Annotated in this window: 26 protein-coding genes and 3 pseudogenes; 9 read left to right on the forward strand and 20 right to left on the reverse strand. The window is 54.3% G+C overall.

Features of this window, described 5'->3' with window-relative positions; translation table 11 throughout:
- Positions 1-269: 269 nt before the first annotated feature.
- The 11 genes and pseudogenes from AYT24_RS02905 to AYT24_RS10725 form a co-directional block, all read right to left on the reverse strand.
- Positions 270-410, reverse strand: a complete 141-nt coding sequence (locus AYT24_RS02905; protein ID WP_164926781.1) for a hypothetical protein — start codon at positions 408-410, stop codon at positions 270-272.
- Positions 407-604 (reverse strand): transposase, encoded by a 198-nt coding sequence (locus AYT24_RS02910; RefSeq protein WP_010932307.1) that lies wholly within the window; start codon positions 602-604, stop codon positions 407-409. The genes AYT24_RS02905 and AYT24_RS02910 overlap by 4 nt, the downstream gene beginning before the upstream one ends.
- Before the next feature lie 63 nt (positions 605-667).
- Positions 668-1,838, reverse strand: a pseudogene (locus tag AYT24_RS02915) (RecQ family ATP-dependent DNA helicase); the annotation flags it as partial.
- Between the two features lie 9 nt (positions 1,839-1,847).
- Positions 1,848-2,450, reverse strand: coding sequence for a UpxY family transcription antiterminator (locus AYT24_RS02920; RefSeq protein WP_010932308.1), 603 nt, complete (start codon positions 2,448-2,450; stop codon positions 1,848-1,850).
- 198 nt (positions 2,451-2,648) lie between these two features.
- Positions 2,649-3,422, reverse strand: a complete 774-nt coding sequence (locus tag AYT24_RS02925; RefSeq protein ID WP_010932310.1) for a YdcF family protein — start codon at positions 3,420-3,422, stop codon at positions 2,649-2,651.
- Between the two features lie 80 nt (positions 3,423-3,502).
- A complete protein-coding gene (locus AYT24_RS02930; protein ID WP_226986851.1) occupies positions 3,503-3,949 on the reverse strand; it encodes a (deoxy)nucleoside triphosphate pyrophosphohydrolase in 447 nt (148 codons plus the stop codon).
- Between the two features lie 238 nt (positions 3,950-4,187).
- A pseudogene (locus AYT24_RS10720) lies at positions 4,188-4,321 on the reverse strand (transposase); the annotation flags it as partial.
- Positions 4,322-5,200: 879 nt separating this feature from the next.
- Positions 5,201-6,016 carry a PTS sugar transporter subunit IIA gene (locus AYT24_RS02940; protein WP_010932314.1) on the reverse strand — a complete coding sequence of 272 codons (816 nt, stop codon included), beginning with the start codon at positions 6,014-6,016 and terminating at the stop codon, positions 5,201-5,203.
- 2 nt (positions 6,017-6,018) lie between these two features.
- Positions 6,019-8,679, reverse strand: a complete 2,661-nt coding sequence (gene mgtA, locus AYT24_RS02945; protein WP_010932315.1) for a magnesium-translocating P-type ATPase — start codon at positions 8,677-8,679, stop codon at positions 6,019-6,021.
- A gap of 102 nt (positions 8,680-8,781) precedes the next feature.
- The gene (locus AYT24_RS02950; RefSeq protein ID WP_193331659.1) at positions 8,782-8,976 is read right to left on the reverse strand and encodes a hypothetical protein; all 195 of its coding nucleotides are present in this window, start codon (positions 8,974-8,976) and stop codon (positions 8,782-8,784) included.
- A pseudogene (locus AYT24_RS10725) lies at positions 8,954-9,084 on the reverse strand (transposase); the annotation flags it as partial. The pseudogene AYT24_RS10725 and the gene AYT24_RS02950, both read right to left, overlap by 23 nt.
- Positions 9,085-9,363: 279 nt before the next feature.
- Here AYT24_RS10725 and AYT24_RS02960 point away from each other — a divergent pair.
- From AYT24_RS02960 to ybgF, 7 genes are all read left to right on the forward strand, one after another.
- Positions 9,364-10,947 (forward strand): DUF92 domain-containing protein, encoded by a 1,584-nt coding sequence (locus tag AYT24_RS02960; RefSeq protein WP_164926895.1) that lies wholly within the window; start codon positions 9,364-9,366, stop codon positions 10,945-10,947.
- A gap of 21 nt (positions 10,948-10,968) precedes the next feature.
- Positions 10,969-11,628: a protein TolQ gene (gene tolQ, locus AYT24_RS02965; protein ID WP_010932317.1), complete on the forward strand. Its 660-nt coding sequence runs from the start codon at positions 10,969-10,971 to the stop codon at positions 11,626-11,628.
- Positions 11,629-11,642: 14 nt separating this feature from the next.
- A complete protein-coding gene (gene tolR, locus AYT24_RS02970; RefSeq protein ID WP_010932318.1) occupies positions 11,643-12,062 on the forward strand; it encodes a protein TolR in 420 nt (139 codons plus the stop codon).
- Between the two features lie 15 nt (positions 12,063-12,077).
- Positions 12,078-13,106: a cell envelope integrity protein TolA gene (locus tag AYT24_RS02975; protein WP_010932319.1), complete on the forward strand. Its 1,029-nt coding sequence runs from the start codon at positions 12,078-12,080 to the stop codon at positions 13,104-13,106.
- Between the two features lie 172 nt (positions 13,107-13,278).
- The gene (gene tolB / locus AYT24_RS02980) at positions 13,279-14,583 is read left to right on the forward strand and encodes a Tol-Pal system beta propeller repeat protein TolB (RefSeq protein WP_010932320.1); all 1,305 of its coding nucleotides are present in this window, start codon (positions 13,279-13,281) and stop codon (positions 14,581-14,583) included.
- Between the two features lie 412 nt (positions 14,584-14,995).
- A complete protein-coding gene (gene pal / locus AYT24_RS02985; protein ID WP_010932322.1) occupies positions 14,996-15,508 on the forward strand; it encodes a peptidoglycan-associated lipoprotein Pal in 513 nt (170 codons plus the stop codon).
- An 84-nt stretch (positions 15,509-15,592) separates the two neighbouring features.
- Positions 15,593-16,405 carry a tol-pal system protein YbgF gene (ybgF, locus tag AYT24_RS02990; RefSeq protein ID WP_164926896.1) on the forward strand — a complete coding sequence of 271 codons (813 nt, stop codon included), beginning with the start codon at positions 15,593-15,595 and terminating at the stop codon, positions 16,403-16,405.
- 122 nt (positions 16,406-16,527) lie between these two features.
- Here the strand turns inward: ybgF and pscD are convergent, their stop codons facing one another.
- Positions 16,528-16,959, reverse strand: coding sequence for a photosystem P840 reaction center protein PscD (gene pscD / locus AYT24_RS02995; protein WP_010932325.1), 432 nt, complete (start codon positions 16,957-16,959; stop codon positions 16,528-16,530).
- A 343-nt stretch (positions 16,960-17,302) separates the two neighbouring features.
- Between pscD and AYT24_RS03000 the strand changes: the two genes are divergently transcribed.
- Positions 17,303-17,752, forward strand: a complete 450-nt coding sequence (locus AYT24_RS03000) for a C-GCAxxG-C-C family protein (RefSeq protein WP_010932326.1) — start codon at positions 17,303-17,305, stop codon at positions 17,750-17,752.
- 129 nt (positions 17,753-17,881) lie between these two features.
- Here the strand turns inward: AYT24_RS03000 and dnaK are convergent, their stop codons facing one another.
- The 5 genes from dnaK to AYT24_RS03025 all read right to left on the reverse strand — a co-directional run bounded on the left by dnaK (position 17,882) and on the right by AYT24_RS03025 (position 22,044).
- Entirely contained in the window at positions 17,882-19,783 is a 1,902-nt protein-coding gene (gene dnaK, locus AYT24_RS03005) for a molecular chaperone DnaK (RefSeq protein ID WP_010932327.1), read from the reverse strand.
- A 79-nt stretch (positions 19,784-19,862) separates the two neighbouring features.
- Entirely contained in the window at positions 19,863-20,261 is a 399-nt protein-coding gene (locus AYT24_RS03010; protein WP_010932328.1) for an Hsp20/alpha crystallin family protein, read from the reverse strand.
- Between the two features lie 367 nt (positions 20,262-20,628).
- Positions 20,629-21,018, reverse strand: a complete 390-nt coding sequence (locus AYT24_RS03015) for an ArsR/SmtB family transcription factor (protein WP_010932330.1) — start codon at positions 21,016-21,018, stop codon at positions 20,629-20,631.
- A 166-nt stretch (positions 21,019-21,184) separates the two neighbouring features.
- On the reverse strand, positions 21,185-21,412 hold the full coding sequence (locus AYT24_RS03020; protein ID WP_010932331.1) for an anti-sigma factor family protein: 228 nt from the start codon (positions 21,410-21,412) through the stop codon (positions 21,185-21,187).
- Between the two features lie 35 nt (positions 21,413-21,447).
- Positions 21,448-22,044, reverse strand: a complete 597-nt coding sequence (locus AYT24_RS03025) for a sigma-70 family RNA polymerase sigma factor (RefSeq protein WP_010932332.1) — start codon at positions 22,042-22,044, stop codon at positions 21,448-21,450.
- Positions 22,045-22,227: 183 nt separating this feature from the next.
- On the opposite strand from AYT24_RS03025, the gene AYT24_RS03030 reads away from it, so the two are divergent.
- A complete protein-coding gene (locus AYT24_RS03030) occupies positions 22,228-23,739 on the forward strand; it encodes an FAD-dependent oxidoreductase (RefSeq protein WP_164926897.1) in 1,512 nt (503 codons plus the stop codon).
- 73 nt (positions 23,740-23,812) lie between these two features.
- Here AYT24_RS03030 and AYT24_RS03035 read toward each other — a convergent pair whose 3' ends face one another.
- The 3 genes from AYT24_RS03035 to AYT24_RS03045 form a co-directional block, all read right to left on the reverse strand.
- Positions 23,813-25,033 (reverse strand): alanine dehydrogenase, encoded by a 1,221-nt coding sequence (locus tag AYT24_RS03035; protein WP_164926898.1) that lies wholly within the window; start codon positions 25,031-25,033, stop codon positions 23,813-23,815.
- A 105-nt stretch (positions 25,034-25,138) separates the two neighbouring features.
- Positions 25,139-25,816: a 2Fe-2S iron-sulfur cluster-binding protein gene (locus AYT24_RS03040; RefSeq protein ID WP_010932335.1), complete on the reverse strand. Its 678-nt coding sequence runs from the start codon at positions 25,814-25,816 to the stop codon at positions 25,139-25,141.
- Positions 25,817-25,988: 172 nt separating this feature from the next.
- The gene (locus tag AYT24_RS03045; protein ID WP_010932336.1) at positions 25,989-26,654 is read right to left on the reverse strand and encodes a 2Fe-2S iron-sulfur cluster-binding protein; all 666 of its coding nucleotides are present in this window, start codon (positions 26,652-26,654) and stop codon (positions 25,989-25,991) included.
- Positions 26,655-26,663: the final 9 nt, after the last annotated feature.

Consider the following 26,663-nt stretch of genomic DNA (forward strand, 5'->3'; position numbering starts at 1 on the left):
CGGAGAGGAGGGGGGTGTGGTGTGCCGTGAAGCTTCTTGCCGCAGGTGTTTCAGGTCGTGAGGCCTCCCTGTGCCCTGAGGCTGCGATCATGGAGTGATGTTTAGTCTGAGACGGCATTGCAATGGATCGGTTGTCGAGCCAGTTCATGAAAAATTGCAATCAAGTTACATTTTCCCCGCTATTAAATCAAGAGCGCAAGTGCTCTCGAGCATAAAAGTCAATAAATATTTTCATGAGCCTGTTCAGCCAAGTGTGTCAACGGTCGTTGTCATAGAGGCACCAGGGGCACCCTTTCCTCGAATGTAATGGAAAACTGATTGATGACCGCCCCCCGGTTGCATAGCGGCATCGTCCATTTTTTGGCAATATTCTGCATGGCAAGATAGATCAGCTTGATCGCGTCGGTCACGCTGCTGATGAGCGCTTCGGAGACTTCGACCTGGTAGAGCTCCAAAGCAACATGGCCTGCATGTCGCGGACGCTTGTGCCGTGTTCGTTGCGGCTGTTGGCGGTGTTGGGCACGATGGGCAGATGCTTCGGATAGCCGAGCTGCCCGATCAGCTCGCCCTGAATGTCCGGGGTCTTGTCTTTCTTTCTGGTCATAGTTTTGCTCCTTTTTCAATGATAGGAAACTACGACCGTTTACACACTTTATCTTACAGACCCGCCGACATAGTCGAGCAGCATCCGGCGGCGACAGGCGGTCGAGGAGGCGAATGCCACCACCTTTGAGAGCGAGTCGAGCGCCCGCTGGCGCTCCGCTTCATCGATCATTGCGTCGATGAAGAAGCGCACCTTCGGAATATCGGACTGCGAAAAGAGCAAAATGCAGCGGGCCGCCTCGCCGTCGCGTCCGGCGCGGCCAGTCTCCTGGTAGTAGCTCTCGATGCTTTTCGGCAGGTCGGCGAGGATGACGAAGCGCACAGTCGATTTGTCGATACCCATGCCGAATGCAACGGTCGCCACGATGACCTCGACCTCGTCGAGGATGAACGCATCCTGGTTGTCGTGCCGCTCCTTATCACTCAACCCCGCGTGGTACGGCAAGGCGCGGAATCCACGCTTTTGCAGCATGGCCGCCGTATCGTTGACGCTTTTGCGGCTGGTGCGATAAATGATGCCCGACTGGCCCGCGAACTTTTTCAGGATCGAGACGAGCTGCGCTTCGCCAGCTTCCTTGAAGCGCACCTCATAGGTATAGATTGGGGCGGTCGAAGGAAGCTCGGAGTACGAACGGATCGCGCAGGCGGAGCTTGCCGACGATGTCGTGCTGCACCCGCTCCGTTGCAGTGGCGGTGAAAGCCGCAACCGGAATGCCGGGCAGAAGTTCGGGAATCGAGGAGAGGGCAAGGTAGTCAGGCCGGAAATCGTGGTCCCACTCGGAGATGCAGTGCGCCTCGTCGATCACCGCCATGCTGATCCGGCAGCGGCGCAGAATATCGCGGAAGTGGTCGAGCGCGAAGCGTTCCGGCGCAGCGTAGAGCAGATCGAGCTCGCCAGACTGGAGTGAGCGGAGCACGGCGGACTGTTCGGCGAAGTCGAGCGAGCTGTTCAGAACAGCCGCGTGGATGCCGTTCGCTCGCGCCCCATCGACCTGATCTTTCATGAGCGAAATGAGCGGGCTGACCACTATCGCCGTGCCCGGCATGAGCACCGCCGGAAGCTGGTAGCAGAGCGACTTGCCGCCACCAGTCGGCATAACGGCGAAGACGTCACGCCCATCCATCAATGCCCGGACAATCGCCTCCTGGTTGGGCCGAAAGGAGCGGAATCCGAAAATCCGGTGAAGCGACCCATCGAGTGATCCTGCGCCGGACAAGGGGTTTTGGGCGCTCATGCTTGCAACTCAGGAGTGAGCCAAATGCCTGATAGCAGACTCTACCTCATGGTCGCCGGTTTTGCTCCCTTCGACCGCCTGCCCGGACGCGCCCTTTTCAATTGGCGCGAGCAGCTCCGGCGAAATCGTGATTTCCACGCCCTGCATGATGCTGTCGAAATAGACCAAGAGCCGCTCTTCCCGACCCTCTTTTTTGACCACGCCTTCCATATCTTTGAACGGCCCGGCCAGCACGCGAACCTTCTTGCCGACAGGAATCGAAATCACAGTCTCGCCAATCGCGTCGGGTTCGTGAGCGAGGCGCTTCAGCCAGTCGATATCGCGCTCGGAAATCACCGACGGCGTCTTGCCGATACCGATAAACTTCACCACGCCATCGGTTTCGAGCACATGCACATGCTCTTTGTGATAGTTGATATTCACGAAAACGTAACCCCTGATGAGCGGCTCTTCGACCCTCTTTTTCCTGTCGCTCCACTGCCTGAGCGTTTCAATCAAAGGGAGAAAGCTGGAAAGTCCCTTTTCCAGGAGGTACTGGTGCACTTTTTTCTCGTAGCGGGAGCGAACGTAAACGGCATACCAGCAGCCATCCTTTTTAAGCGCATTGGTCATCGCAAACAAATCAAGTAGTTGTATTCAGCTGGAATGTACGCCATTGAACCGTCTTATCCTTGGTCTGGCGATGCAAGCAAATACCAAATAATCATTTATACGCTAATTTTCGATTCAAATATAAAAAACTTTGAAAAACGACCGATCAATCGACTCGACAATTCTCACCCTCGCGGGCGCAGCAAAACATGTGGCGCGTCACCTGGCCAATGTCATGAATCGCATTCCGGAGCTGTAAACAATTTGACCGATCATTTCGCGTAATGCCGTCGCCGAGTCGTTCATGGCATTGGCACTGGGAATAAAATCGAGTAGCGTCGTCCGGCTCTTCAGATCGGTTGCCCAGAAATCGACCGGGCAGGGTTCGACCTCGAAGCCCGCCGCCATGAAAAGCATCAGCGCTCGCTGCATATGAAACGCGCTGGTCACCAGAATGATCCGCTTCGGCTTGCCGGGTGACACGCCGAGGAGCAAGGCCGTGGCGAGCGCTTCTCCAGCGGTGTTGGCCACCGTCGAGGTCAGGCGGATGCTTCCGGCAGGCACGCCGCGCAACCGCGCTCGTGCAGCTAGAAGCTCGCCTTCGGGCACGCAGTCAGGATCCCAGGGCATCTGGCCGCCGGTAAAGACGAGAACCGGAGCTTTGCCCGCCTTGAAGAGATCAATCCCGCTCTCGAAACGATCCGCCGCCTCTCCGAATTCGCCGAGAGGCGCACCATGAATCTGCTGAAGCATTCCGCTCAGCACCACAATTGCGTCGGCTTTCCGCACCTGCTCGACCGGCACGCGATGCCAGGGTTCCTCCGTCCGATGCATCAGCGCCTGGCCGACGACTGGCAGGCTCAGCGCCCAAAGCAGCGCGAGGGAAATCCAGACGAGGGAGCGGCGCTTGAAAAGCAGGCCCGCAATAGCAAGCAGGAGGCAAATGCCCGGAGGCAGCACCAGCAGCGGCAGCAGTTTACTCAGGATCAGCATGGGGTATTTGATTGATGGGTGATGAGGTATCTGCAAGTCACCATAAAGACAACAAGAGCAAGCGAAATGCTCCGTTGCGATCACGCTGTTCCGCGCCGCTTGCCGGGCAACGACTGTACAGATGCGGCAATTTTCTGCCGGTACTCGGCAAGAATGGGCAAATCGGCCTCCGGAAAATCGTAGTCGTCGGCCTCGCCGATGTCGATCCATCGCAGCTCCTCGTGCTCACCGGCATTCGGAGCGCCAGCAGCGATACGGCAGTGAAACGCAATCAGCCGGAGCGACCGGTCGGCGTAGCAGTGCTCGACCGGCATGAGGCGTTCGACAATCTCCATGCGGACGCCAAGCTCCTCTATCAGCTCCCGTTCGAGTGCTTCGGCTTCCGATTCGCCGGTCTCCACCTTGCTCCCCGGAAACTCCCATTTCCGCGCAAGATGCTTGCCCAAGGGCCTTCGGGCTATCAGGAACCGGCCCTCGCGCTCGATGATGGCACACACGACGTTGCCGATATGGTATGAAGTAGTCAATGCTGAAAAAATTATGATAAAATCAATGATGAAGCGAGCCTGTTCAGCGAGGTGTGTCAACGGTCGTTTTCATAGAGTCACCCTTCCCTCGAATGTAATGGAAAACTGATTGATGACCGCCCCCCGGTTGCATAGCGGCATCGTCCATTTTTTGGCAATATTCTGCATGGCAAGATAGATCAGCTTGATAATCGATTCGTCGGCCGGAAACGAGCCTTTGGTTTTCAGCACGTTGCGCCTCGAGCGGGCGGCTCTGCCAGGCGCGCACGTCGTCGAGCACCGCGTCGGTCACGCTGCTGATGAGCACTTCGGAGACTTCGAGCTGGTAGAGTTTTCCAGCAACATGGCCTGCATGTCGCGGACGCTCATGCCGTGTTCGTTGTGGCTGTTGCCGGTGTTGGGCACGATGGGCAAGATGCTTCGGATAGCCGAGCTGCCCGATCAGCTCGCCCTGAATGTCCGGGGTCTTGTTTTTCTTTCTGGTCATAGTTTTGCTCCTTTTTCAATGATAGGAAACTACGACCGTTTACACACTTTATCTTACAGACCCTGTTGCTCGGATCGGCAAGTCGCGTCGTGTGTTTCGGGTAGCACAGTTTTTCTTGAAAATTGCAAGCTTGCGCTCCGGAACAGCTTGTATTTTGAAACCGGATAAACCCTTAACGACCGCTCCGTCCGCCCCGAATCGTGCGTTTTTCGGCAAGAGCGTGTCTGGCACGCAATTTGACGCTCCAAAAAGGAGCGTCAAGGATGCAAAATCAAAACAGGGGCAATAATGTCGGAACAAATGGTCGTCTGGTGGGATTCGGAATCGGAACCCGAACGGTGGAGAGTTGAAGTCCAGAGAAAAAATAGCCTGAGGCAGTATGAATCAGTTTAAGGAAACGACAGGGCCGATTTTCTGGTGAACTCTGGCAATTTTGGCCCCCTCGACGAAGACCTTCTGATTCAGTCAATCAAGACTTCGTTTCCTGAAGCGCATATCGCGCTGAAATTTCTAAGCTGTCTGCGGTGACCTCAAAATCGGGCAAGAGTGCTTTTTCGTTGTCTTTATTACTTCGGCCACAATAAATCGCACAGACCTCAATACGAGAGATTAAGCTAAAGCCCTTATTTGTTTTACTTTACCTGTACACCCAGGACTAAAGTCCGGGGCAATTGTTAAGAGTTTTACGGCCGGAGTGCCGGTATAACGCTCACCTTATCACTCCAGCACGGCGCTTTCGGCTTTCGGGACAGCTGCCGTATCACTCACCCTCCAGCTTCCGGAGCGCCTTGCCCCTGACGGGTTTTTATGGCCAGACAGTCGTAAATCACCCGCTCTCCTGCATACGCAGTTGAGCTTCTCCGCACGATCTGCCAGCCTTGCAGTTCGTAGTGGTTGCCGGAGGCGATGGCGGGGACGAGCTGGGTGTCCTGGGTGGCGAGTCTGGAGAGTTCCGCATTTTGTGACAAAACCAGCGGCTTTATATCCGGTCCAGCAACGACCAGCAGGGCGTCGATCTGCATTCCCTTCAGCCAGTAGTGCCCGGCATCCCCTGCGCTTTTGGTGAGCGTGTCGAGCTGGATCATCCTGGCTCGGTAGTTTTTGCCGCCTTCGCTCATCGCCTGATGCGTCATGTCGAGCAGGGTGTTTCTTACCTGGTCGAGGTCGCCAATCGGTTCGAGATTCTGAAACTCCGGGTTGCTTTTCAGCACCCGCGCAAGCGTCGAAACCTCCTTGAGATAGGTGTTGCGCTGGTTTTCGGGCACGAAAAACATCACCACCAAGCGCACGAGCGGTTCGCCCGCGATGCCGTAATCGATCCCCGCCGGACTCCAGCCGATGGCGCAGCAGAGGTCGCCGTCGAAGTTTACGCGCGCGTGGGGGCAGGCCCATCCGAAGCCGAGCGAGGTGTTGGAGTTTTTTTCGTGTTCGAGCACGATTTCGACGATATTGGAACCCGCCGGAATCGAGGGTACCGCTTCGAGTATTGTGGCCAGGAACTGCAAGGCGTCGCTCTTGTCGTTGTCGGGCAGCTCGACCAGCCGCCCGTTTTCAAGGGCGTCGAGAACGCTTTTTAACATGTTCAGTTACCTCCGAAACGTTTGAAAAACCAGGTTTTGATCTTGTGAGTCAATGCTGCGTAACTCAGCAGGAACAGCGCGATCCAGCCGAAATAGGCCAGCGGCAACGGCACCATCCCGAAGAGCGAAGCGAAAGGCGAGTACGGTAGCCAGACGGCTATCGCCATGACCGCGAGCGTCGTCAGCAGCATCGGCAGCGAGGCGTGGCTTTCCAGGAACGGGATTTTGCGCGTCCTGATGATGTGCACGATGAGCGCTTGCGTCAGGAGCGACTCGACGAACCAGCCGGTCTGGAAGAGCTGCACGGCGTGGGCTTTGGCCGCGCCGGTCGCCGCCGGATCGATGAACAGTTTCGAGTTGAAGAAAAACCACATCAGGGCGAAGGTGGCGTAATCGAAAATTGAGCTGATCGGACCTATGACGATCATGAACCACTTGATGTTGCCGATGTCCCACTTGCGCGGACTCCTGACCTGCTCCTCGTCCACGTTGTCGGTGGGAATGCCGGTTTGCGAAAAGTCGTAGAGCAGGTTGTTGAGCAGAATCTGGATCGGCTGCATCGGCAGGAACGGAAGCAGGTAACTCGCGCCGACGACGCTGAACATGTTGCCGAAGTTCGAGCTGGCCCCCATCCGGATGTACTTGATGATGTTGGTGAAAACGCGCCGCCCTTCGAGAATGCCGTCATCGAGCACCATGAGGCTCTTTTCGAGCAGCACGATATCGGCGGACTCTTTGGCCACGTCCACCGCCGAATCGACTGAAATACCCACGTCGGCGGCGCGCAGGGCGGGCGCGTCGTTGATGCCGTCGCCCATGAAGCCGATCACGTGCCCCTGTTTGCGCAGCGACTGCACCACCTCCTCCTTCTGCAACGGCGAGAGCTTGGCGAGCACATCGGCCTCCTCGACCGCCTTGCCGAACAGATCAGGCGACAGGCGGGCCAGCTCGTCGCCCGTCACCACGCGGTTGACCGCCATGCCCACATCCTTGCAAATCTTGCGGGTCACGAGAGCGTTGTCGCCGGTCAGAATCTTGACCTTGACGCCAGCCTCGCGAAGCTTCACCAGTGCCTGAGCGGTCGAATCCTTTGGCGGATCGAGGAACGCGATGTAGCCGAGCAGAATCAGGTTCTTCTCGTCGTCGTGGGTGAATCGTTTCCGGTCGGGCGGGAACTCGTTGTAGGCGATGGCGAGCACGCGGTAGCCGTTATTGTTCAGCGCCGCCACCTCCTCGAACAGGTCGTCGCGGATCATGCCGATGAGCGGGTAGATTTCGTCATCGATCTGGTAGCGGTCGCAGCAGGCGAAAATCTCCTCGACAGCCCCTTTCGAGATCAGCACGTGATCGCCCTCATAATCGACCACTACCGACATGCGGCGGCGCTGGAAATCGAACGGTAACTCATCGATGAGCTTGCAGTTACCATCGACCGCGAACTCCTGATGATCCAGCACCGCGCGGTCGAGCAGGTTGCGCAGGCCGGTCTGGAAAAAGCTGTTGAGATAGGCGTAGCGCAGCACATTGTCGCTCTGTTCGCCCATCACATCGACCGCCATTTCAAGCAGCACGTGATCCTGCGTCAGGGTGCCGGTCTTGTCGGTGCAGAGAATATCGATTGCACCGAAATTCTGGATCGACGAGAGTTGCTTGACGATCACCTTCTTGCGAGCCATGCTCAACGCGCCCTTGGCCAGGTTGACCGTCACGATCATCGGCAGCATTTCCGGCGTCAAGCCGACGGCCACCGAGAGGCTGAAGAAGAGCGATTCGAGCCAGTTTCCCTTGGTCAGCCCGACGATCAGGAACACCGTTGACACCATCACCACCATGAAGCGGATCATCAGCCAGGTGAACGACCGGATGCCCTTGTCAAAGTCGGTCTCATCGCGCCGCTGGTTCAGCCGCTCGGCGATAGCGCCGAAGAATGTGCGACTGCCGGTGTTGACCACCACCGCACGCGCCGAACCGCTGCTGACGCTGCTTCCCTGGAAGCAGGCGTTGCGCAGTTCGAGAATGCCGAGATTGCCGGTTTCGCCAGCGTCGGCACTCTTTTCGACCGGCATGGTTTCACCGGTCAGCGCAGCCTGGCCGACAAAGAAATCTTTCGCGGAGATGAGCCGGAGGTCGGCGGGAATGACCGATCCGGCCTGAAGCTGCACGATGTCGCCCGGCACCAGTTCCGAGAGTGGCACCTCGGCTTCGAGGCCGTTGCGAATGACGTGCGCGCGTGACTGCACGCGCTTGCCGAGCGCCTCGACCGCATTGCCCGAACGGCGCTCGAGCACATAGGAAGTGCCGACGCTCAACAGGATCATCATGCCGACGATGGCAGAAGAGGTCATGTCACCGGTGACGCCCGACACGACGGCGATCAGAACGAGCTGGATAACAAGTGGACTGGAAAGGCGATGCAGAATATCCTGCAAGAAGGAGGGGCGGGTGGCTAGGGATATTTCGTTTTTGCCGTATTTCGATAGCCTTTTCGACGCCTCTTGGCTGTCGAGACCATCAACGCGGCTCTCCATGAGTCGCAACGCCTCATCGACCGGGGCGTTGCAGAGTTTCAGAAGAAACTGTTCGTCCTCCGAGCGAACATGCGACTGCGCAGCCTCCTCGCGAATAGAGGTCGAGGAAATCTTGTTATAAAGGGTTCTGAACATGAAGTACTCATGGAAAAAAGTTTATTGACAGAAACCGGTGCATCCGGAGCGCGACAATCACATTATTCGAGCCTGTTCAGCCAAGTGTGTCAACGGTCGTTTTCATAGGGGCCCCGTTCCCTCTAATGTAATGAAAAACTGATTGATAACCGCACCCCGGTTGCGTAGCGGCATCGTCCATTTTTTGGCAATATTCTGCATGGCAAGATAGATCAGCTTGATAATCGATTCGTCAGTCGGGAATGAGCCTTTGGTTTTCAGCACGTTGCGCAGCGAGCGGGCGACTCTGCCAGGCATGCACGTTGTCGAGCACCGCGTCGGTCACGCTGCTGATGAGCGCTTCGGAGACTTCGAGCTGGTAGAGTTTTCCAGCAACATGGCCTGCATGTCGCGGACGCTCATGCCGTGTTCGTTGCGGCTGTTGCCGGTGTTGGGCATGATGGGTAGATGCTTTGGATAGCCGAGCTGCCCGATCAGCTCGCCCTGAATGTCCGGGGTCTTGTCTTTCTTTCTGGTCATAGTTTTGCTCCTTGTTACATGAGAGGACACGATGACCGTTTACACATGGTATCTTACAGAACAGACCCATTTTCATTTGATCGTAGTGGTGTAAAAACTTAATAATTGTATCTTTGAAACACAGGATTCTGTTTATGCGGCACCTGTAAACCAAATATCAGTACCATGGTGAACATCCAGTCTCCCTCTCCGCAGGATATGCCCTCTTTTTTTCTTCTTTTGACTCTCGTCGGATTTTTTTTGGTGCTTGGTGAGCTGTTGACCAGAAAATTCAGTGTTACTCCGCTTGTCGTCCGGAAGGTGATTCACCTGTGCATGGGGGTCGTGATGTTTTTCATTCCATCGTACTTCAGCTCGAATTTTTATCCTCTCGCCGCCGCTTTTCTGTTTGCCGTTGTCGGACTGGTGAGCCTCAAGGCCGGGATTCTGCAATCGTTGCACGGCGAGCCGGTCGTAACGCAGGAGGGGGAGAGGGTCATCAGTTACGGGCCGGTGCTTTTTCCGTTGGTATTTTTCTTGCAGGCACTGTTTCTGTGGGGTGAGCATGTCTGGATTCTCCAAATCTCAATGCTGGTGCTGGGTATTGGCGATGCGCTGGCTGCACTGGTGGGGACGGCAGCCGGTGGACGGCATATCGAGAACCTCACCAAAAGCCGGAAGAGCATTGAGGGGTCGATGGCCATGTTCATTTCCAGCCTTGTCATTCTTTCTGTATCAATCTTTGTTTTCCGGGACGCCTTTACCGGGGGGCTCGTTGGACAGCCGATCTGGAAGCTGCTTGCCCTGGCATTGCTTCTGGCGCTGCTGGTCACGGCTGTTGAAGCGCTGCTTTCGTGGGGTCTCGACAATCTTTTCATCCCGCTTGCGATTGCCTATGTGCTTTATGTGGTCGATGTCAACAGTATGGTGACGATTGACGGCTTACTTCTTGGCGGGCTTTTTGCACTTTTCATTGCGATCTTTTCGATCAAGGTCAAGTTTCTCAACAACAGCGGCGCCACGGCGACTTTTCTGCTCGGAACGACCATTTTCGGCGTTGGCGGCATGGTCTGGACCGTGCCGATGCTGACCTTCTATCTGCTTTCCTCCATTCTCTCCAAGCTCGGTCACAAGCGGAAGGCGAAGTTCGACCTGGTGTTCGAGAAGGGATCCCAGCGCGATGCCGGTCAAGTGTACGCCAATGGCGGCGTGGCATGGATCATGATGGTGATCTACTCGCTGACCGGCGATCCCTACATTTTCTTTGCCTATCTCGGCACGCTCGCCGCCGTGCAGGCCGATACCTGGGCGACCGAAATCGGCACGATGTGGCCCAATGCCAAAGCGCGCCTCATTACCACCTTCAAGGATGTGCCGGTTGGAACCTCCGGTGGCGTCTCCATTCCCGGCACGTTGGCATCGTTTCTCGGTTCGCTGCTCATCTGTTCAAGCGCCGTTCTGATGAATGTGTCATGGATCGATCAGGTTGGCATCGTGACGTCGCTTCTGGTGATTGGCGTTTCCGGACTTTTCGCCAGCCTCGTGGACAGCTTTTTTGGCGCGACGGTGCAGGCTCAGTATTACGATCCCATCCGCCAGAAGGTGACGGAACGGACGCACAGCATCGCTTCCGACGGCAGTCGTGTCGCCAACGAACTGCTCAAGGGATATGATTTTGTAAACAATGATCTGGTCAATACATTGTGTGCAATATCGGGTTCCGCTGTCGCCTACCTGGTTGTCCGGAATCTGGTCTCTTTATCATTGTGAACCTATCAGAGGGAATCGAACATGCTTGAACATGCGAGTGGCGGAATCGTCTCGATGATTGCCGGCTCCGGTCCGGTGGTGGTGATGGTGCTGCTGGTGTTGATCCTTTTTTCAATCATTTCCTGGGCGATTATCGCCTGGAAGTTCGGGTTTGTCAGAAAGTCGATGAATGAGTCGCAGGATTTTCTGGACTCGTTTTTCGACTTGAGGAATGCAGACAAGCTGTTCGCAGCGAGCGAAAACTACCGGAACAGTTCCCTTGCGAGAGTATTCCGCGCCGGTTACATCGAGTATAGCGGGATGCGTGACCGCGCCACCGCATCAAATGTGAAGGAGCGCATCATGCTTGCCGTCAAACGCGAGGTCAACGCCGAAAGCAAGCGCCTGACTCACATGGTGCCGTTTCTGGCTACGGTTGGCAACACCGCCCCCTTCATCGGCCTGTTTGGCACTGTCTGGGGTATTATGAGCTCTTTCCAAAATATTGGTCTGATGAAATCGGCCTCGCTTGCGGCAGTTGCTCCGGGCATCTCGGAGGCACTCGTGGCCACGGCGACTGGTTTGGTTGCGGCGATTCCGGCCGTGATGGGTTACAACTATCTGGCCCATCAGATCGGTCAGATAGAGCGTGACATGGAAGATTTCGCTCTCGACTTCGTCGACTCATATCTCAATCAGTAAGCGGGAGTTCGGCGATGATGACCGGTCAGAAAACCAGGCTCATGAGCGAGATCAACGTGACGCCTTTCGTTGACGTCATGCTGGTGCTGCTCGTTATCTTCATGGTGACGGCTCCCATGATGACCAGCGGTATGAAGGTGGATGTTCCGCAGACGACGCATGAGCGGATGGATATCGATCCAAAAGGGCTTGTGGTGAGCGTCGATGCGTCGAGAAAGATCATGATCAACAATTATCAGCTCGACGAATCGCAGATATCCGAGCGCCTGCCGAAAATTCTCGAATCAATGAAGGCTGAAGAGGTCTATCTCAAGGCCGACAAGACACTGCCGTACGGTTTCGTTATGTCGGTCATGGCAGCGATCAGGGATGCCGGGGTGGAAAAGGTCGGCATGGTCACTGAACCGTTGGTGACTGATAGCCAGAAACGTTGATTCGGCAGGCAAGGTATGCAGCGCAGGGTTGAACTGAAACTTGAACAGCGGCGGTTTTACGTCTGGCTTGGTATTGCCGCGGCAGCGCATGTGGCCGTTGTTGCTGCTGTCGTTGTTCTTCAGCTGCTTTACGTCCGGATGCATCCGCCGATGAAGATCGTCAATGTTTCGTTGGTGCAGATGCCCGGACTTCCCGGTCCCGCTGGCGGGCCGAAAAGTCCCGAAACACCGCCAGCCGCCATTGAGAAGCAGGCGGAAACTCCCGAACTGGCGTCGGCAAAGAAGGTGGCAGAGCCACCTCCTCAACCAGTGAAAAAGATTGCCAAGCCTGTGGCGGCAGTCAAGAAGATTCCTGAAAAGCCTCCGGTCAAAGCTCCAGTAAAGGCTCCCGAGCCAGCGTCGAAGACGCAGAGCGCAGCGGATGAACGGAAAAAGATTGCCGAGCCTGTGGCGGCAGTCAAGAAGATTCCTGAAAAGCCTCCGCTCAAAGCTCCGGTAAAGGCTCCCGAGCCAGCGCCGAAGACGCAGAGTGCAGCGGATGAACGGAAGAATCTTCAGGAAGCTCTTGAACGGCTGAAGAGTAAATCGGCCAGCCAGAAAGCAGAAACGGGCAAATCTGCGGCTCCGAGCAATCTCAGCAGTACATTGGCCAATCTTCAGAAAAAAGTTGCGTCCGGCGGCGGTGGTCCTGCCAGATCCGGTTCCGGCTCAGGCGCTGGTGGTGGACGTTACGGCACTGGTGGCGGGGGAGCGTTCGATTCCTACAAGGCCAGAATTGCCGACATTATCCAGAACAACTGGTCTTTTTCAAGCCAGATGGTTCGGAGCACTTCGGGCATGGAGGTCTACGTTTCCCTGCTGATTCTGCCGGACGGATCGGTCAACGAGATTCGCTATGACCGTAAATCATCGAGCGAATACCTGAACAATTCCGTCAAAAACGCGCTTGCCAAATCGATGCCATTTCCCTCGCTTCCCAGGGAATACGGTGCCAAAGGGATCTGGGTAGGGTTTGTTTTCACTCCCGAAGGTGTCGGGCGCTGAACATCTCTGTTGATAGGTTGCCTTGTATCGCAAAGTTGTTGTATACTCAGAAAGGCTGTCCCCCTGACAGTTTTGAGGTGTTTTTTACCGGTTTGCATGATTAAGGCCATGACTGTGTCCCGCCCGAACTGTTTTTACCTGTTACGAAAACATAAATTCATTTCCGACTGATATGAGAAGCACCAGAAATTCATTCGCCTGTCTCTGCATCATGCTGTTCGGTATGCTCTTCGTGCCATTCACGCTCAGAGCTGAAGAGGTTGGTGAATACATTGCTATCCGTAAAGAGGGTGCCAGCAGGATTGCGGTCGTCCTTGACAAAACATCTGCCGACGGTGGCAAGCAGAGGGAGTGGGCCAGAAGTCTTGATGTTACTATCAATAAGGGACTCGATTTCACCGGTCTGTTCAATCTGCTGCCGGCCCCTCTGAATATCAGGAATGGTCAGAATGGCGGGCTGAATTTTGCCTCCATTGCATCTGTTGGCGGCGATATTTACGCGGGCGGTTCTGTGACAAAGAGGTCGGGACGACCTGTTCTCGAAATGCATGTTTATGATTCATCCGGCAAGTCGCTGCTCGCTCGTACCTATACTGGGGAAGAGTCCCAGCTCCGGGCGATCGGCTTGCGTTTCTGTGCCGATCTTGTCGAGTTGCTTACTGGCAAACGCTCCGTTTTCGGCACCAGAATCGTTTTTGTCGCCAACCGCACCGGGAACAAAGAGATTTACATGTGTGATTTCGACGGAGAGAATGTCGTGCAGCTCACCAATTCGAGGTCAATCTCTCTTACGCCCGCAGTTTCGCCAGATGGTACTTACATCGCATGGACGGATTATACGAGCGGTAAGCCTAATCTCTATATCAAGAATATCGCCACTGGCGCGAAAGTTTCGGTCAACAAGCACGGGGTGTGCATCAGCCCGGCATGGCGTCCAGGCACGAACACGCTTGTGACAACACTCTCCTACGAGGGCGATCAGGACCTTTACCTCATCAGGGCCGATGGCACGGTCGAGCGCCGGTTGACCAAAGGCGGCGGCATCGATGTGTCTCCAACCTTTTCGCCAGACGGCTCGAAAATGGCGTTTGTCTCGACCCGGCAAGGTGGTCCACAGATTTTCATTCAGGATATGAATAGTGGCCAGGTTCGGCGACTGACCTACAGTGGCATCTACAATACCCAGCCCTCATGGTCACCAAACGGCGACAAAATCTTGTACTCTTCAATGCAAAAGAGTGGTGAAATCAATATATTTTCGATAAATGTCGACGGATCAGGTCTGCTTCAGCTGACCAGTGGTTCAGGCAATAATGAGCATCCGTCGTGGTCTCCTGATGGAAGCATGATTGTTTTTTCATCGACCCGGGATGGCAGAAGACGGCTCTACGTCATGAATGCTGACGGTTCGAATCAGCGCCCTTTGCTGAATATGCAAGGTGAGCAGCAGCAGCCATCATGGTCTGTAAGCAAGTAGTGGCTCATTTTGTCAGCCTTTACTAAAGAGAGGGATTTATGACCGTTCCAGAATTACGCTAGAAGGTGATGCGCAGCTCAGGAAAAATGCCGAGTAGATGGCTTCTCATGCAGGAAAAAGCATTGTCGTTGAAGGTCATTGCGACGAACGGGGTACATCGGAGTACAACATGGCACTTGGCGAACGTAGGGAATGCAAGTGCAAGGTATGATGAGTTTTGGTGCCGATCAGGCACGAATGACCACTATCAGTTACAGTGAAGAAAAACCGTTTGACCTTGGGCACGATGAAACAGCGGGGTCAAAGAACAGATGGGCGCATTTCGTGGAGAAGTAAATTTGCCATGAAGATATGGAGGGCATAAAAGCTTTCCAGTCTTTTTTTATTCCATCAACACAACGAGAGAATACCCATGAGACGTACGTTAACAGGAATTATCGGTGCGGCCATGATCATTTTGGCAGGCTGTTCTTCAAAAAGTGCAGTATCAACAGATGAAACCTCCAGAGCCGGTTATGGATCGGGAATGGGAGGCGGAACTGGAGCAGGAGCAGGAGTGAGTGTGGAAGATATCGGCCAAGGGGGCAAGGCCGGTTCAATTATTGGTGATATTTTCTTCGATTTCGACAGTTCGGCACTAAGCTCCGAAGCACAGGAACAACTCAATCAGAATGCCGCCTGGATGCAGAAAAACCCTACTTCTGCCGTGATCATTGAGGGACATTGCGATGAGCGGGGGACCGATGAGTACAACATCGCGCTTGGTGAGCGTCGTGCTGAAGCAGCCAGAATGTATCTGGTTAACCTTGGAGTAAGCGGAGGCCGTCTTTCTACCGTCAGTTACGGCGAAGAAAAGCCGTTTGACCCCGGTCATAACGAAGAGGCTTGGGCAAAGAACAGAAGAGACCATTTTGTCGTGAAGTAAATCTTCCGATCGAATGAGCACTATACCGGAGGCCGGGTTATGCCCAGCCCCCGGTTTTGTTATTCATGAACCAAATATCGATCCATGATGAAAACCAGACGTCTTTTGTTGGTTCCTGCCATTTTTCTTTCTGCATGTGCATCGCAGAAAGATCTGAGCTATGTTCAGGGGGAGGTTTCGCAGCTCAAGCAGGAGTCAACGGTTATAAAACAGCAGTCTGCGGGTTCCTATTCCGAAATGACCCAGTACCGTGAAGAGATCGCTTCTCTTAATGGGAAAATCGATGAATTGCAATACGATTATCGGACTTCAAAGAAAAGGCTCGATATGGAGGATTCCCTGCTGGTCAGAAAGGTCGATGATCTTGAAAACCGGATTGCAAGGATAGAACAATATCTCGGGATTGAGAGTACCGGAAAAGACAAGTCTTTGGTGCCGAAGGTTTTGCCGCCACCACCGTCATCTTCAATGTCAAGCAATTCTTCTGGAAGTACATCGGCTCAGTCTAAAGAAGAGGCTTCGGCTGCAACTGGTGAGGCATTACTCAGCGAAGGGTTGATCAAAATGAAGAGGGGAGATTACGCTGGCGCTCGCGAGAGTTTCAATGCTTTTATGACCGGTAATCCCAAATCGCCGAAAGTTGCCGACGCCCAGTTCTTCTTGGCTGAGACTTATTACAACGAAAAGTGGTACGAGAAGGCCATCCTTGAATATCAGACCGTGATTGCCAGATATACAAAGAGTCCGAAACGGCCCGCTGCGCTGTACAAGCAGGGACTTTCATTCGCGAAAATCGGAGATGAGGCCAACGCAAAAGCGCGTTACAAGGATGTACTCAATCTTTATCCGCAATCTCCTGAGGCGAAACTCGCCCAAAAGAATCTCGATAAGAAGTAATTGCAGGCACTCTGAAAAGCCCGGACATCACCGGGCGTTTTTTATGGGCAAAAAAAGAGCCACGCTGGTACATGGCTCTTTTTGAACAGATTTGCTTGAGAGAGGTGCTGAAACAAGCTTGTTTATTTGAAAAACTGGTCGAGGGTGTAAATCTTGTTATGAAGCTCCACGCACAGCCCCTTGCCTTCGTGGTAGAAAACAGGAATCTCCCGCATCGTCCACTTGACGCCGCGTTTGTCAAAATCAATGACATAGCGGTTTTCCATGTCGATGATCTCCTTGTTCATGTCGATGGCGATGTCAGGCTGGGTGGTGAGGATGTAAATCTCGATTTCGCCATCGATGAGCCGGCGGATCATCTCCGGGGTTGGCGACAGCTTGCGGCGGCCAGAAGCCGGAACAAGCTCGATCTGAAGCTTGCCGTCGCGATCGCGTTTTGCTGATGTAATGAAATACTTTTCGGCTTTGTGTACCGCATTTCCTGACCATGGGCCGGAAACAGCTTTGCGAACCTGGTTGGATGCGGTTTGTGGGCGGCTGAGCTGAGGTTGCATGGTTCTGCTCGGTTTGATTGGCTGACTGGGCACCTCTTGGTGGTGTAAACCTTAGTTGGTTCAAGTTAGCAAAAGGTCTGCAAATAAAAAAAGATTTCATAGCCTCGCTCACCTCCTTTACGGGAAGTTGTGTGTGATGATTTTCCGACTTTTTTCAGATAGTGCGCACTTCCCGTCCTTGCAATGCTGTCGTTAAGGGATGCTGCTCAAACACTTAGGCGTTAATGTTCATTGGTTGAGTATATTTACAGCTTGCCTGATCGTTTAAGCTATAAAATTTTTTATTTGCAGACCTTTTCCTAAATTAACCCGATTATCAAAATCTCTTTACCGTATAAATCCCATGCACAGAAAAGAAAGAGCTCTGGAACTGTTCAGCAATCGATGCAATTGCAGCCAAGCGGTGTTTGCAGCTTTTCGGCAGACCAAGGTGCTGGACGAAGCGAGCGCGCTGAGGCTGGCGACGATGTTCGGCGGCGGCGTGGCCGGGTCGGGTGGCGGGATGTGCGGCGCGGTGACCGGGGCGCTGATGGTGCTGTCGATGCGCTACGGCATGGGCGGCGTCGAGGAGCTGGTGAACAGAAAGAAAACGTACGAGCTTGGTCGGCAATTTATTGAAGAGTTCGAAAAGCGCATGGGTTCAGCCCGTTGCGAATCGATTCTCGGTCTCTGCATCGGAGAGCCGGAAAACCTGCAAAAAGCGCGTGAGCTGAAGCTCTTTGAAACGGTGTGCGTCAGTGCCGTCGCCACGGCCTCGGACATTCTGGAGGAGATGCTTTGCGCTGAGGGGTGAACTTGATTGGCCGAGCCGCTGCATTCTTCGCAATGACAGGTAGTGTTCAACCCGCTTCATCGTCATAAACGCAAAAAGCCCCGTTCTTACTGATACGGGGCTTTTTGATTGTGGTTGGCTCGATAGCTTTTACTTGTCGTCGCCGTCGATCACTTCGTATTCAGCGTTGACCGCTCCGTCGCCGCCTTTGCTGCCTCCGGCGTGGCCGTTGGTTTCGGGCTGCGGTTCCGCGCCAGGCTGGCCGTAAAGGTTCGAAGCAGCATCGCTCCAGACCTTGCTCAGCTCGTCCATTGCGGGTTTGATCGCATCAACTCTGCCGCTCTTGTGCGCCTCTTTCAGTTTTTCGAGCGCGCTCTCGATGGCAGCCTTCTTGTCCGCAGGAAGCTTGTCTCCAAGCTCGGTGAGCTGCTTTTCGGTGCTGAAGATCAGCGAGTCGGCAGAGTTCTTCAGCTCGATCTCCTCCTTGCGCTTCTGGTCTTCGGCGGCGTGGGCTTTCGCGTCCTCTTTCATTTTCTCGATCTCGGCCTCGGTGAGCTTGCCGCTGGCCTCGATCTTGATGCTTTGCTCTTTGCCGGTCGCCTTGTCCTTGGCCGACACGTTCAGGATGCCGTTTGCGTCGATGTCGAAGGTCACCTCGATCTGCGGAACGCCGCGCGGTGCCGGCGGAATGTCGCTGAGGTGGAACCTGCCGAGGGTCTTGTTGTCGCTAGCCATCGGGCGCTCGCCCTGCAGCACGTGCACCTCAACCGAAGTCTGGTTGTCTGCAGCGGTGGAGAAGATCTCCTGCTTGCGGGTCGGAATGGTGGTGTTGGCTTCGATCAGCTTGGTCATGACGCCGCCGAGGGTTTCGATACCGAGCGACAGCGGAGTGACGTCGAGCAGGAGCACGTCGGTGACGTCGCCCTGAAGCACGCCACCCTGAATCGCTGCACCGATGGCAACCACCTCGTCGGGGTTCACGCTCTTGTTGGGCTCCTTGCCGAAGAACTCCTTCACGAGCGCCTGTACCTTCGGAATGCGTGTCGAGCCGCCAACCAGCACCACCTCGTCGATCTCCTTTATGTCGAACTTTGAGTTTTTGATGGCGCGGCGGCACGGTTCGAACAACTTGTCGAACAACGCCGCACTCATCGCCTCGAACTTGGCGCGGGTAAGGTTGATTACGAGATGCTTCGGGCCTTCCTGGGTCGCGGTGATGAAGGGGAGGTTGATCTCGGTGTCGGTGCGTGATGACAGTTCGATTTTGGCCTTTTCGGCAGCCTCTTTCAAGCGCTGGAGGGCGATAGCGTCCTTGCGAAGGTCGATGCCTTCCTGTTTCTTAAACTCGTCGGCCAGATAGTTGATGATCACCTGGTCGAAATCGTCACCGCCGAGGTGGGTGTCACCATCGGTCGATTTCACCTCGAACACGCCACCGCCGAGTTCGAGAATCGAGATGTCAAACGTACCGCCGCCAAGGTCGAAGACGGCCACTTTCTCGTTTTCCTTTTTCTTGTCGAGGCCGTAAGCCAGCGCTGCAGCGGTCGGCTCGTTGATGATGCGCTTGACTTCGAGACCCGCGATTTTGCCTGCGTCCTTGGTGGCCTGACGCTGAGCGTCGTTGAAGTATGCCGGTACGGTAATAACAGCTTCGGTGACCTTTTCTCCGAGGAAGTCTTCTGCCGTCTGCTTCATCTTCTGCAGGATCATGGCCGAGATCTCCTGTGGAGAATACGTTTTGTCGCCGATCTTCACCTTGGCATAGCCACCTTCATTGACCACGTCGTACGAGGCAAGCTTTTTCTCGTTCGGCACTTCGTCGTATTTGCGGCCCATGAAGCGCTTGATCGAAAAAATGGTGTTTTTCGGGTTGGTAACGGCCTGGCGCTTTGCAGCTTGGCCCACGAGCCTTTCGCCCGTTTTGGTGAAAGCGACCATCGACGGAGTCGTGCGGCTGCCTTCAGAGTTTTCTATGACCGTCGGCTGGGTACCCTGCATGACCGCTACGCAGGAGTTGGTGGTGCCGAGGTCGATTCCGATAATTTTACCCATGATGTGTAATTCCTTTTTTTAATGGTTTTGATCTACGTTGAACGCCTCCTTTCTGTCAGGAGGCGTTCGGGAGAATCGGTTAGTTGATTGGAATTTCCTTGGTTTTCTTTGCCGGCTGGGTCTTCGGCAGTGTGACGTGCAGCACGCCGTTGTCGTAGGTCGCGCCGATGTGCTCCTGGTCGATGATCTCGCCGATATTGAAACTGCGCGAGAATGAGCCGTAGGTTCTTTCTACCCTGTGGTAATTCTTCTTTTTCTCCTCCTCTTTGTGCGTGCGTTCAGCCTTGATGGTGAGTACGTCATCCTCAATGTTCAGTGCGATCTGTTCCTTTGCAATGCCCGGAAGTTCGGCGTCGAGATGGTAGGCATTCTCGTCTTCAGAAATATCGACCTTGAATGACGGAGCTACAGCCATCTGGCTGCCGCTCCAGATATCATCGAACAGTCTCATTGGGTCTTTCGCTATTTTCATCAACATGGTGTTCTCCGTTATGGTTTGTTTGTTTTCAGTCGTTTTGGTTTGTGGCGATCCTTGATCACCTCTGTTATTGAAACATCAAAAGACGTGCCAAAGCGTTTTTTTCACTTTGATTCGCTCTGTGTCTGACAGATATGCGTGTATTTATCGGTGATATGACACGATGGTGGTCATTTTGTCAGACTGCGAGGCGGGGAGCAGTAAGAAAAACAGCGCAGGGTGAAGGGAAGAAGGTTGGTTAATCAGTACATGCCGCGTCTGTCAGGCGGCGTTATTATCTGGTGGATAGGGTCAGGCGAGTGGCGGAAACAAAAACAGGGCGATATTGAGTATCGCCCTGATATCTGTTCTATCTGCGCAAAACTGTTCAGGTTGTCAGGTTGGTGTTCACTTTCTGAATCCAGCTCAAACGGTCCTGAAGGTTTTCAACCACGCTTTTCGAGATGAGAAAGCAGGCGTAGACGATGCTGTCGTCCGAAATCCGGTAGTAGCACTTGAGTCCCTCTTTGCGGCGGTTGACGACACCGTTGTCGTGCATGAGTGCCAGATGCTTGGAGATGTTTGCCTGGCTTGCGCCGACCTCCTTGACGATCTCCTGAACCGTGTGCTCCCGGTCGCAGAGCGCTCGCAAAATTTTAAGCCGCATCGGCTCTGAAAGCAGTTTGAACCGGTTTGATACAGCGTCGAGCATCTCGTCCGGCATATTGAATTGCCATTTTTTTACTTCCTCTTCTGTAATCGTCATCGATTTGCTCATGTCATAATCCTGTTAATGCCTCTTTGCGTCATTCAATGGTGCGAATGAAAAAAATATTGAGATATATAGTTATTAAATCACATTAATCAAACCAAAAAACAACCTTTGCATTTATTGTATGACTGTGTGATTGCGAGGAAAATACTGTATTTATGGGGAGGGTACTTCAGGAAGTAATGGTGGTCAGCCTTGTAATTGACTCGATGAGGGTTGACGGTGCCTTGAACCGAACGATACGTTCTTTGATAATGATTTTGGTTTTTTTTGCATCCTGAAACTCGGCCCGGCATGCAGGACATTCAGCAAGGTGTTGGGCAAGTTCTTCCTCTTCTTTCGCGGAAAGTTCCCCGTCAATAGCTGCGCTCATGAGCACCATTGCTTTGTTACAGTTCATGGCTGTCAACTGATAAATTGTTTGAATGAAAGGGATCACTGATCGATTTCGGTGTCGTATCCATGCTTTTTGGCGTAATCTTCAAGTTTGGCACGCAACAGTTTTCTGCCTCTGTACAAACGTGATCGAACCGTTCCGATCGGGCTTTCGACCATGTTGGCAATCTCCTCATAGGTAAATCCTTCAATGTCACACAACTGTATGACTTCCCTGAACTCTTCGGGAAGTGACTGCAATGCCTGGTAAACCTCTTCGTGCAACAGGGAATGGAAAAAATCCGACTCGGCTTCGGTTGTGTCGCTCTGCACATCCTTGATCGTATGGTAAAAGTCCTTGATCAGGTCGTAATCGACTTTGCCGGGTTCCCTTGCGTTTTTACGAAATTTGTTGATGTAATTGTTTTTGAGAATTTTGAACAACCACGCCTTGCAGTTTGTTCCCCGCTCGAAGGAATCGAAAAATCTATATGCTTTCAGGTATGTCTCCTGCACCAGATCATGGGCATCGTCAGGGTTCATCGTGAGATGCAGCGCATAGTTGTAGAGTGAATTGATATGCGCGACAGCCTCCTTTTGAAACTCCTGCTGTTTGAGCTGTTCCTGAGCTGTGAGCGTCTGTTTGTTCTCTTTCATGGGGTGTGGTTTTGCCGAATGCTTTGAGAGGAGATCTCCTGAATAGAGCCGCGAATTCGATGACCTTTGATAAGGACGTTCATAACAACCAATATAAAAATATATCTTTAGAGAAATTTGAGTCAATCGCCAAATGATGGTTTTGTGGCGGATAGTTTGGCTCGGTACAAAAAAGTGTGAAAGATGGCTGAAATGGTTGATGTCATTGTCATTGGGGCGGGTATCGGAGGCCTGACGGCGGCTGCGTTGTTGCAGGAGCGAGGTTTTTCAACCGTCGTTTTCGAAAAGAACAGGTTTCCCGGTGGGAGCTGTTCGTCGTTTGAGAAGGGAGGTTACACCTTCGATGCCGGAGCTTCGGTGTTTTACGGTTTCTGCGATGACGACGCAATGGGCACGCTTAACCTGCATTCACGGATTTTCCGCAAGCTCGGTATTGCGGTCGAGACTATTCCCGATCCGGTGCAGATTCATTACCACATGCCGGGGGGCTTCGACGTCCCGGCCTGGTTTGACCGCGACCGTTTTCTCGAATCGCTCTGCCGCCGGTTTCCGCACGAACGGACGGGCATCCGGAAATTTTACGACGAGCTCGAATCGGTCTATGAGATTTTGAATTCATTGCCCGCTGGGTCGCTCGAAGATGTGATACACCTGGGCGTTGTCGGTGCCCGCCATCCGCTGAAGGTCATGGCACTTGGCGTCAAGACGCTCTTTTCGATGGGCAACGTAGCGCGGCGTTACATCAGCGACAAAGAGCTGCTGCGCTTCATCGATCTCGAAGCCTACTCGTGGGCGGTGCAGGACGCGGTTTCAACCCCGCTGGTCAACGCGGGCATCTGCCTGGCCGACCGGCACCATGGAGGAATCAACTATCCCGTCGGTGGCTCGGGAACCATTCCGGCGGCGCTGGTGAAGGGGTTCGAAAAATTCGGCGGGTCGATCCGGTTTGGCAGCGAAGTGTCGAAGGTGATCGTCAAGAACGGCTCGGCGGTCGGCGTTCGTCTCTCTGACGGCACGGAAGTGAGTGCGAAGGCGGTGGTCAGCAACGCCACGGTGTGGGACACCTTCAGTAAGCTCGTGGACGATCCCCGTTTGCGGATTCCGGATGATCGTTTCATCAAGGCTCCGAGCTGGTTCCAGATCTGGCTTGGCGTGGACGGTTCGATCGTGCCGCCGGGGTTCCACATGCATCACATCATTGTCGATGACTGGTCGAAGTACGACGAGCTTGGCGGCACGATCTACTTCTCTGCGCCCTCGGTGCTCGACCCGTCGCTCGCGCCGCCGGGCAAGCACGCCCTGCACCTCTTTGTGACTGCTGAGACGTGGCAGTGGGAGCAGTATGAATACCGGAGCCAGGAGTACAAGGCAGCCAAAGAGGCTTTCGCAAAATCACTCATCGCGAGAGCCGAGCGCCTCCTGCCGGGAATTCAGGATGCCACCGAACTTATGGTAACCGCCACGCCGCAGAGCCATGCGCGCTACCTCAATCGTCGCGACGGCTCGTATGGCCCGCTGCTTAAGCCGGGACAGAACATCCTTTTGAAGCCGCAGAACCGCACGCCGATAAAGAATTTGTTCGCCGCCGGAGACAGTACCTTCCCCGGCCAGGGGGTGATTGCCGTGACCTACTCCGGCGTGTCGTGCGCCTCGTACATCGCGCGGCAGTTGGGGAAAGCGCTCGATTACCTATGAGTTGGGAAGTGCGCGGACGACCTGAAATTGGCGGATGGGATCATGTTGGGGCGGTTCTTGTGGTCGCCCTTTTTTATGCAGTCGCGAGCAGCATGTCGATTTCGCGGAAAGGAAGATCGGTGAGTTCGGCGAGGATTTTCTTGGTGATGTAGCCTTTGTAAAGGTAGGTGCCCTTGCGCAGGCTGTGGCTGTTCCAGAGAATTTCCGGAATGGTCTGGTGCGCGTTCAGCTTCAGCAGGAATGGCAGAAGCGTGTTGGTCAGCGCGAACGTGGCAGTTTTGGCTACTGCCGACGGGATGTTTGGTACGCAGTAGTGCGTTACACCGTACTTGACGTAAATCGGGTTGGTGTGCGTTGTGTGACGGCTGGTGGCGAAACAGGCTCCCTGGTCGATCGAAACGTCGATGATCACCGACCCGGGTTTCATGGTTTTGACCACCTGCTCGCTCACCAGCGGTTTGTTCAGTTTCAGCTTGGGGCTGAGCGCGCCGATCATCACATCGGACATTTTCGCGAGCTGCGAAATGTAGTGTTCGTTGGCGATGGCCGTCACCAGGTGTCGGTTGAAGAACGCTTCGAATCGCCGCAGCCGGTTGATCTCCTTGTCGATGACCGTTACCTGCGCTCCCAGGCCGAGCGCGTCCTGCGCGGCGAACAGGCCGACCGTGCCCGCGCCGATGATCGTGACGTGTGCGGGTGGTACGCCCGCGATGCCGCCAAGCAGAATACCGCTGCCGCCATAGCCGGTTTCGAGGTATTTCGCCGCCGTCTGGATGGCCAGCGATCCGGCGATTTCGCTCAGCGTTCTGACGATGGGCAGCTCGCCATCCCTCGTTTCGATGAACTCGAAGCCGAGCGCGGTGATGTTCTTGTCGATCAGCGTCTTGAGCATCTGGCGGCTGACGGTGCCGAGATGCACCGCCGAGATGAGCATCTGGCCGGGTAAAAGGAGTTGCAGCTCTTCGGGTTGCGGAGGCGAGACCTTGACGATGACGTTGGCCTGCGGGTACAGTTCCTCAGGTGAGGTGACGATGATCGCACCGGCTTCGGCATAATCCTGATCATGGAAATTGCAGAAGCAGCCCGCGTTGCTTTCTACCACCACCCGGATACCCTGTTCGACCAGTATCTGCACTCCAGCCGGCGAAATGGCAACGCGCCGTTCGTCCTGGGCACGCTCTTTTGGAATGGCGATGGAGACGCTCATCGTCTTTTCCGGTTTGAGCAACCAGCGTTCGAGAGTTTTGACTCCGAGTTCGAATTCGATAGTTCCAAAATCGGATGAGTAGCCCATCGTCAGTAAAATCGTCAGGATTGCTGAAACAAGCTTTGCAGAAAGCCGAGTGCTCCCCGGAGCCTGTTGTTGGCGCCGGGGGGGCTGGTCAAAGGTTCGTGTGGCTTATTTTGCCGAGATGGTAATGCGCTCGATGGCTTCCGCCGGTTTGTCGTGCGCGGTGCAGGTTGAACCCGGCAGGTGCAGTCGACCGCCGCTGATCGTGCACAGCGCGCCAGACGCATTGTCGATAGCGCTTTTGGCAACACCGCTCACCATGTTGACTGGTGCTTGCATGAAGGGAAAGGCCTCGATGAAATTATTGTACACAAGCTGTGATGCCGGGCTGAGGCCGCTGGCGATTTTGCCGATTGTATCGACAGGATTGAGTCGCCCGCTCTGCACTCTCGACACGATGCTTGAAACGCCGGACGGGAGTTTGTTTGTCACATTGTAGCCGATCGTCTGTGCGTAGGTGATGAAGCCTGGGACGTTCAGGCCGAGCACGATCCGCCGGAATTTTTCGGCACGGGTCAGCACCCGGATCGTTCCTTCCTTGACGATGGTGGTGCGGCAGGCGAGGCGTCCGCCCTCCGCAAAAAGTTTGTCGGAGATAAAAGCCTTTTCGTCCTCGCCCGGTTCAGAGAGGCATTCAGCGCCTTCGAGTACATAGACGAAGCAACTCTGGCAGATGCCGTTGCCGCCGCAGATGTAGCCGATATGCGCTTTATTGAGCTTTGCGGTGTTGAGCAGCAAGTCTCCGACCTTGGCGTTGCAAGGTTTGTCATTGATGTAGATAATCATGGCGGTGAGATTTTCATTGGTGAGCGATGACTCTCAGAAATAAGTGCGGGCAGGTTTGCCTACTTTGAAATATACTTCCGGTTCGATGGGTTTCAAAGAGTACTTTCAGTGGTACTTTGCTAAACAGATAAAAAGAAAAAAGCCGGGGGATCCGGCTTTTTTCTTCCGCGGGTCAGTTACAGACCGCGCTTCTCTCCTGATGGAGCTGGAGTACTTCAGGAGAGACAATCCTTCCGTGACCGTTGTCACAAGTTGCCGTTTTTGCCAGGAGCGTGGTATCGCAACCGCATCCTTTGTCTGCTTTGATCTCGGGTTTGTCAGTGGAACGATTCACGCCGAAGGCGGCCTGAACTGCGTTGAACACCAGTTGAATCGCGTCGCTGATCGCTGCGGCCACATCGTGAAGCAGCTGCGTTGGCTCCAGTGCATGTTCTCCCTGTTCACGCCTTGCCTGAAATGCAATTGTATCGGTGAACTTGACTGCGGCCTCCCAGCCCATTTTGCCCATATATGCCGGAAGCTGGAGCGGATTTTCGAGAGTCAACCTTTTTGCCGCCTCGACCTCGGAGAGCACTGTGATCTTGCCGGGTTTCTCTATAAGTGTCTGACAGGCCATTCGCGTGCCCTCCTTGATCAGTTTGTCCGAAAGCATCGCCTTTTCGGCGTCGCTCATCGGCGAAAGCAGCTCAGCCCCTTCGAGCACCCTGACGTAGCAGGTCTGGCAGATGGCGTTGCCGCCGCAAAAGTAACCGATATGGCTGTGATTGGCGCGAGCTATATCAAGCAATCTATCTCCAACCTGGGCGGAACACTCTCTATCGTTTACGGTGATGTTCATTACTGTATG

Source organism: Chlorobaculum tepidum TLS (assembly GCF_000006985.1).
Taxonomy (GTDB): domain Bacteria; phylum Bacteroidota; class Chlorobiia; order Chlorobiales; family Chlorobiaceae; genus Chlorobaculum; species Chlorobaculum tepidum.

Coding starts and splice junctions, on each gene's coding strand:
- AYT24_RS02910 (WP_010932307.1), bottom strand. CDS start 604: ATGACCAGAAAGAAAGACAAGACCCCGGACATTCAGGGCGAGCTGATC.
- AYT24_RS02920 (WP_010932308.1), bottom strand. CDS start 2,450: ATGACCAATGCGCTTAAAAAGGATGGCTGCTGGTATGCCGTTTACGTT.
- AYT24_RS02925 (WP_010932310.1), bottom strand. CDS start 3,422: ATGCTGATCCTGAGTAAACTGCTGCCGCTGCTGGTGCTGCCTCCGGGC.
- AYT24_RS02940 (WP_010932314.1), bottom strand. CDS start 6,016: ATGTTAAAAAGCGTTCTCGACGCCCTTGAAAACGGGCGGCTGGTCGAG.
- mgtA (WP_010932315.1), bottom strand. CDS start 8,679: ATGTTCAGAACCCTTTATAACAAGATTTCCTCGACCTCTATTCGCGAG.
- AYT24_RS02950 (WP_193331659.1), bottom strand. CDS start 8,976: ATGCCTGGCAGAGTCGCCCGCTCGCTGCGCAACGTGCTGAAAACCAAA.
- AYT24_RS02960 (WP_164926895.1), top strand. CDS start 9,364: ATGGTGAACATCCAGTCTCCCTCTCCGCAGGATATGCCCTCTTTTTTT.
- tolQ (WP_010932317.1), top strand. CDS start 10,969: ATGCTTGAACATGCGAGTGGCGGAATCGTCTCGATGATTGCCGGCTCC.
- tolR (WP_010932318.1), top strand. CDS start 11,643: ATGATGACCGGTCAGAAAACCAGGCTCATGAGCGAGATCAACGTGACG.
- AYT24_RS02975 (WP_010932319.1), top strand. CDS start 12,078: ATGCAGCGCAGGGTTGAACTGAAACTTGAACAGCGGCGGTTTTACGTC.
- tolB (WP_010932320.1), top strand. CDS start 13,279: ATGAGAAGCACCAGAAATTCATTCGCCTGTCTCTGCATCATGCTGTTC.
- pal (WP_010932322.1), top strand. CDS start 14,996: ATGAGACGTACGTTAACAGGAATTATCGGTGCGGCCATGATCATTTTG.
- ybgF (WP_164926896.1), top strand. CDS start 15,593: ATGATGAAAACCAGACGTCTTTTGTTGGTTCCTGCCATTTTTCTTTCT.
- pscD (WP_010932325.1), bottom strand. CDS start 16,959: ATGCAACCTCAGCTCAGCCGCCCACAAACCGCATCCAACCAGGTTCGC.
- AYT24_RS03000 (WP_010932326.1), top strand. CDS start 17,303: ATGCACAGAAAAGAAAGAGCTCTGGAACTGTTCAGCAATCGATGCAAT.
- dnaK (WP_010932327.1), bottom strand. CDS start 19,783: ATGGGTAAAATTATCGGAATCGACCTCGGCACCACCAACTCCTGCGTA.
- AYT24_RS03010 (WP_010932328.1), bottom strand. CDS start 20,261: ATGTTGATGAAAATAGCGAAAGACCCAATGAGACTGTTCGATGATATC.
- AYT24_RS03015 (WP_010932330.1), bottom strand. CDS start 21,018: ATGAGCAAATCGATGACGATTACAGAAGAGGAAGTAAAAAAATGGCAA.
- AYT24_RS03020 (WP_010932331.1), bottom strand. CDS start 21,412: ATGAACTGTAACAAAGCAATGGTGCTCATGAGCGCAGCTATTGACGGG.
- AYT24_RS03025 (WP_010932332.1), bottom strand. CDS start 22,044: ATGAAAGAGAACAAACAGACGCTCACAGCTCAGGAACAGCTCAAACAG.
- AYT24_RS03030 (WP_164926897.1), top strand. CDS start 22,228: ATGGCTGAAATGGTTGATGTCATTGTCATTGGGGCGGGTATCGGAGGC.
- AYT24_RS03035 (WP_164926898.1), bottom strand. CDS start 25,033: ATGGGCTACTCATCCGATTTTGGAACTATCGAATTCGAACTCGGAGTC.
- AYT24_RS03040 (WP_010932335.1), bottom strand. CDS start 25,816: ATGATTATCTACATCAATGACAAACCTTGCAACGCCAAGGTCGGAGAC.
- AYT24_RS03045 (WP_010932336.1), bottom strand. CDS start 26,654: ATGAACATCACCGTAAACGATAGAGAGTGTTCCGCCCAGGTTGGAGAT.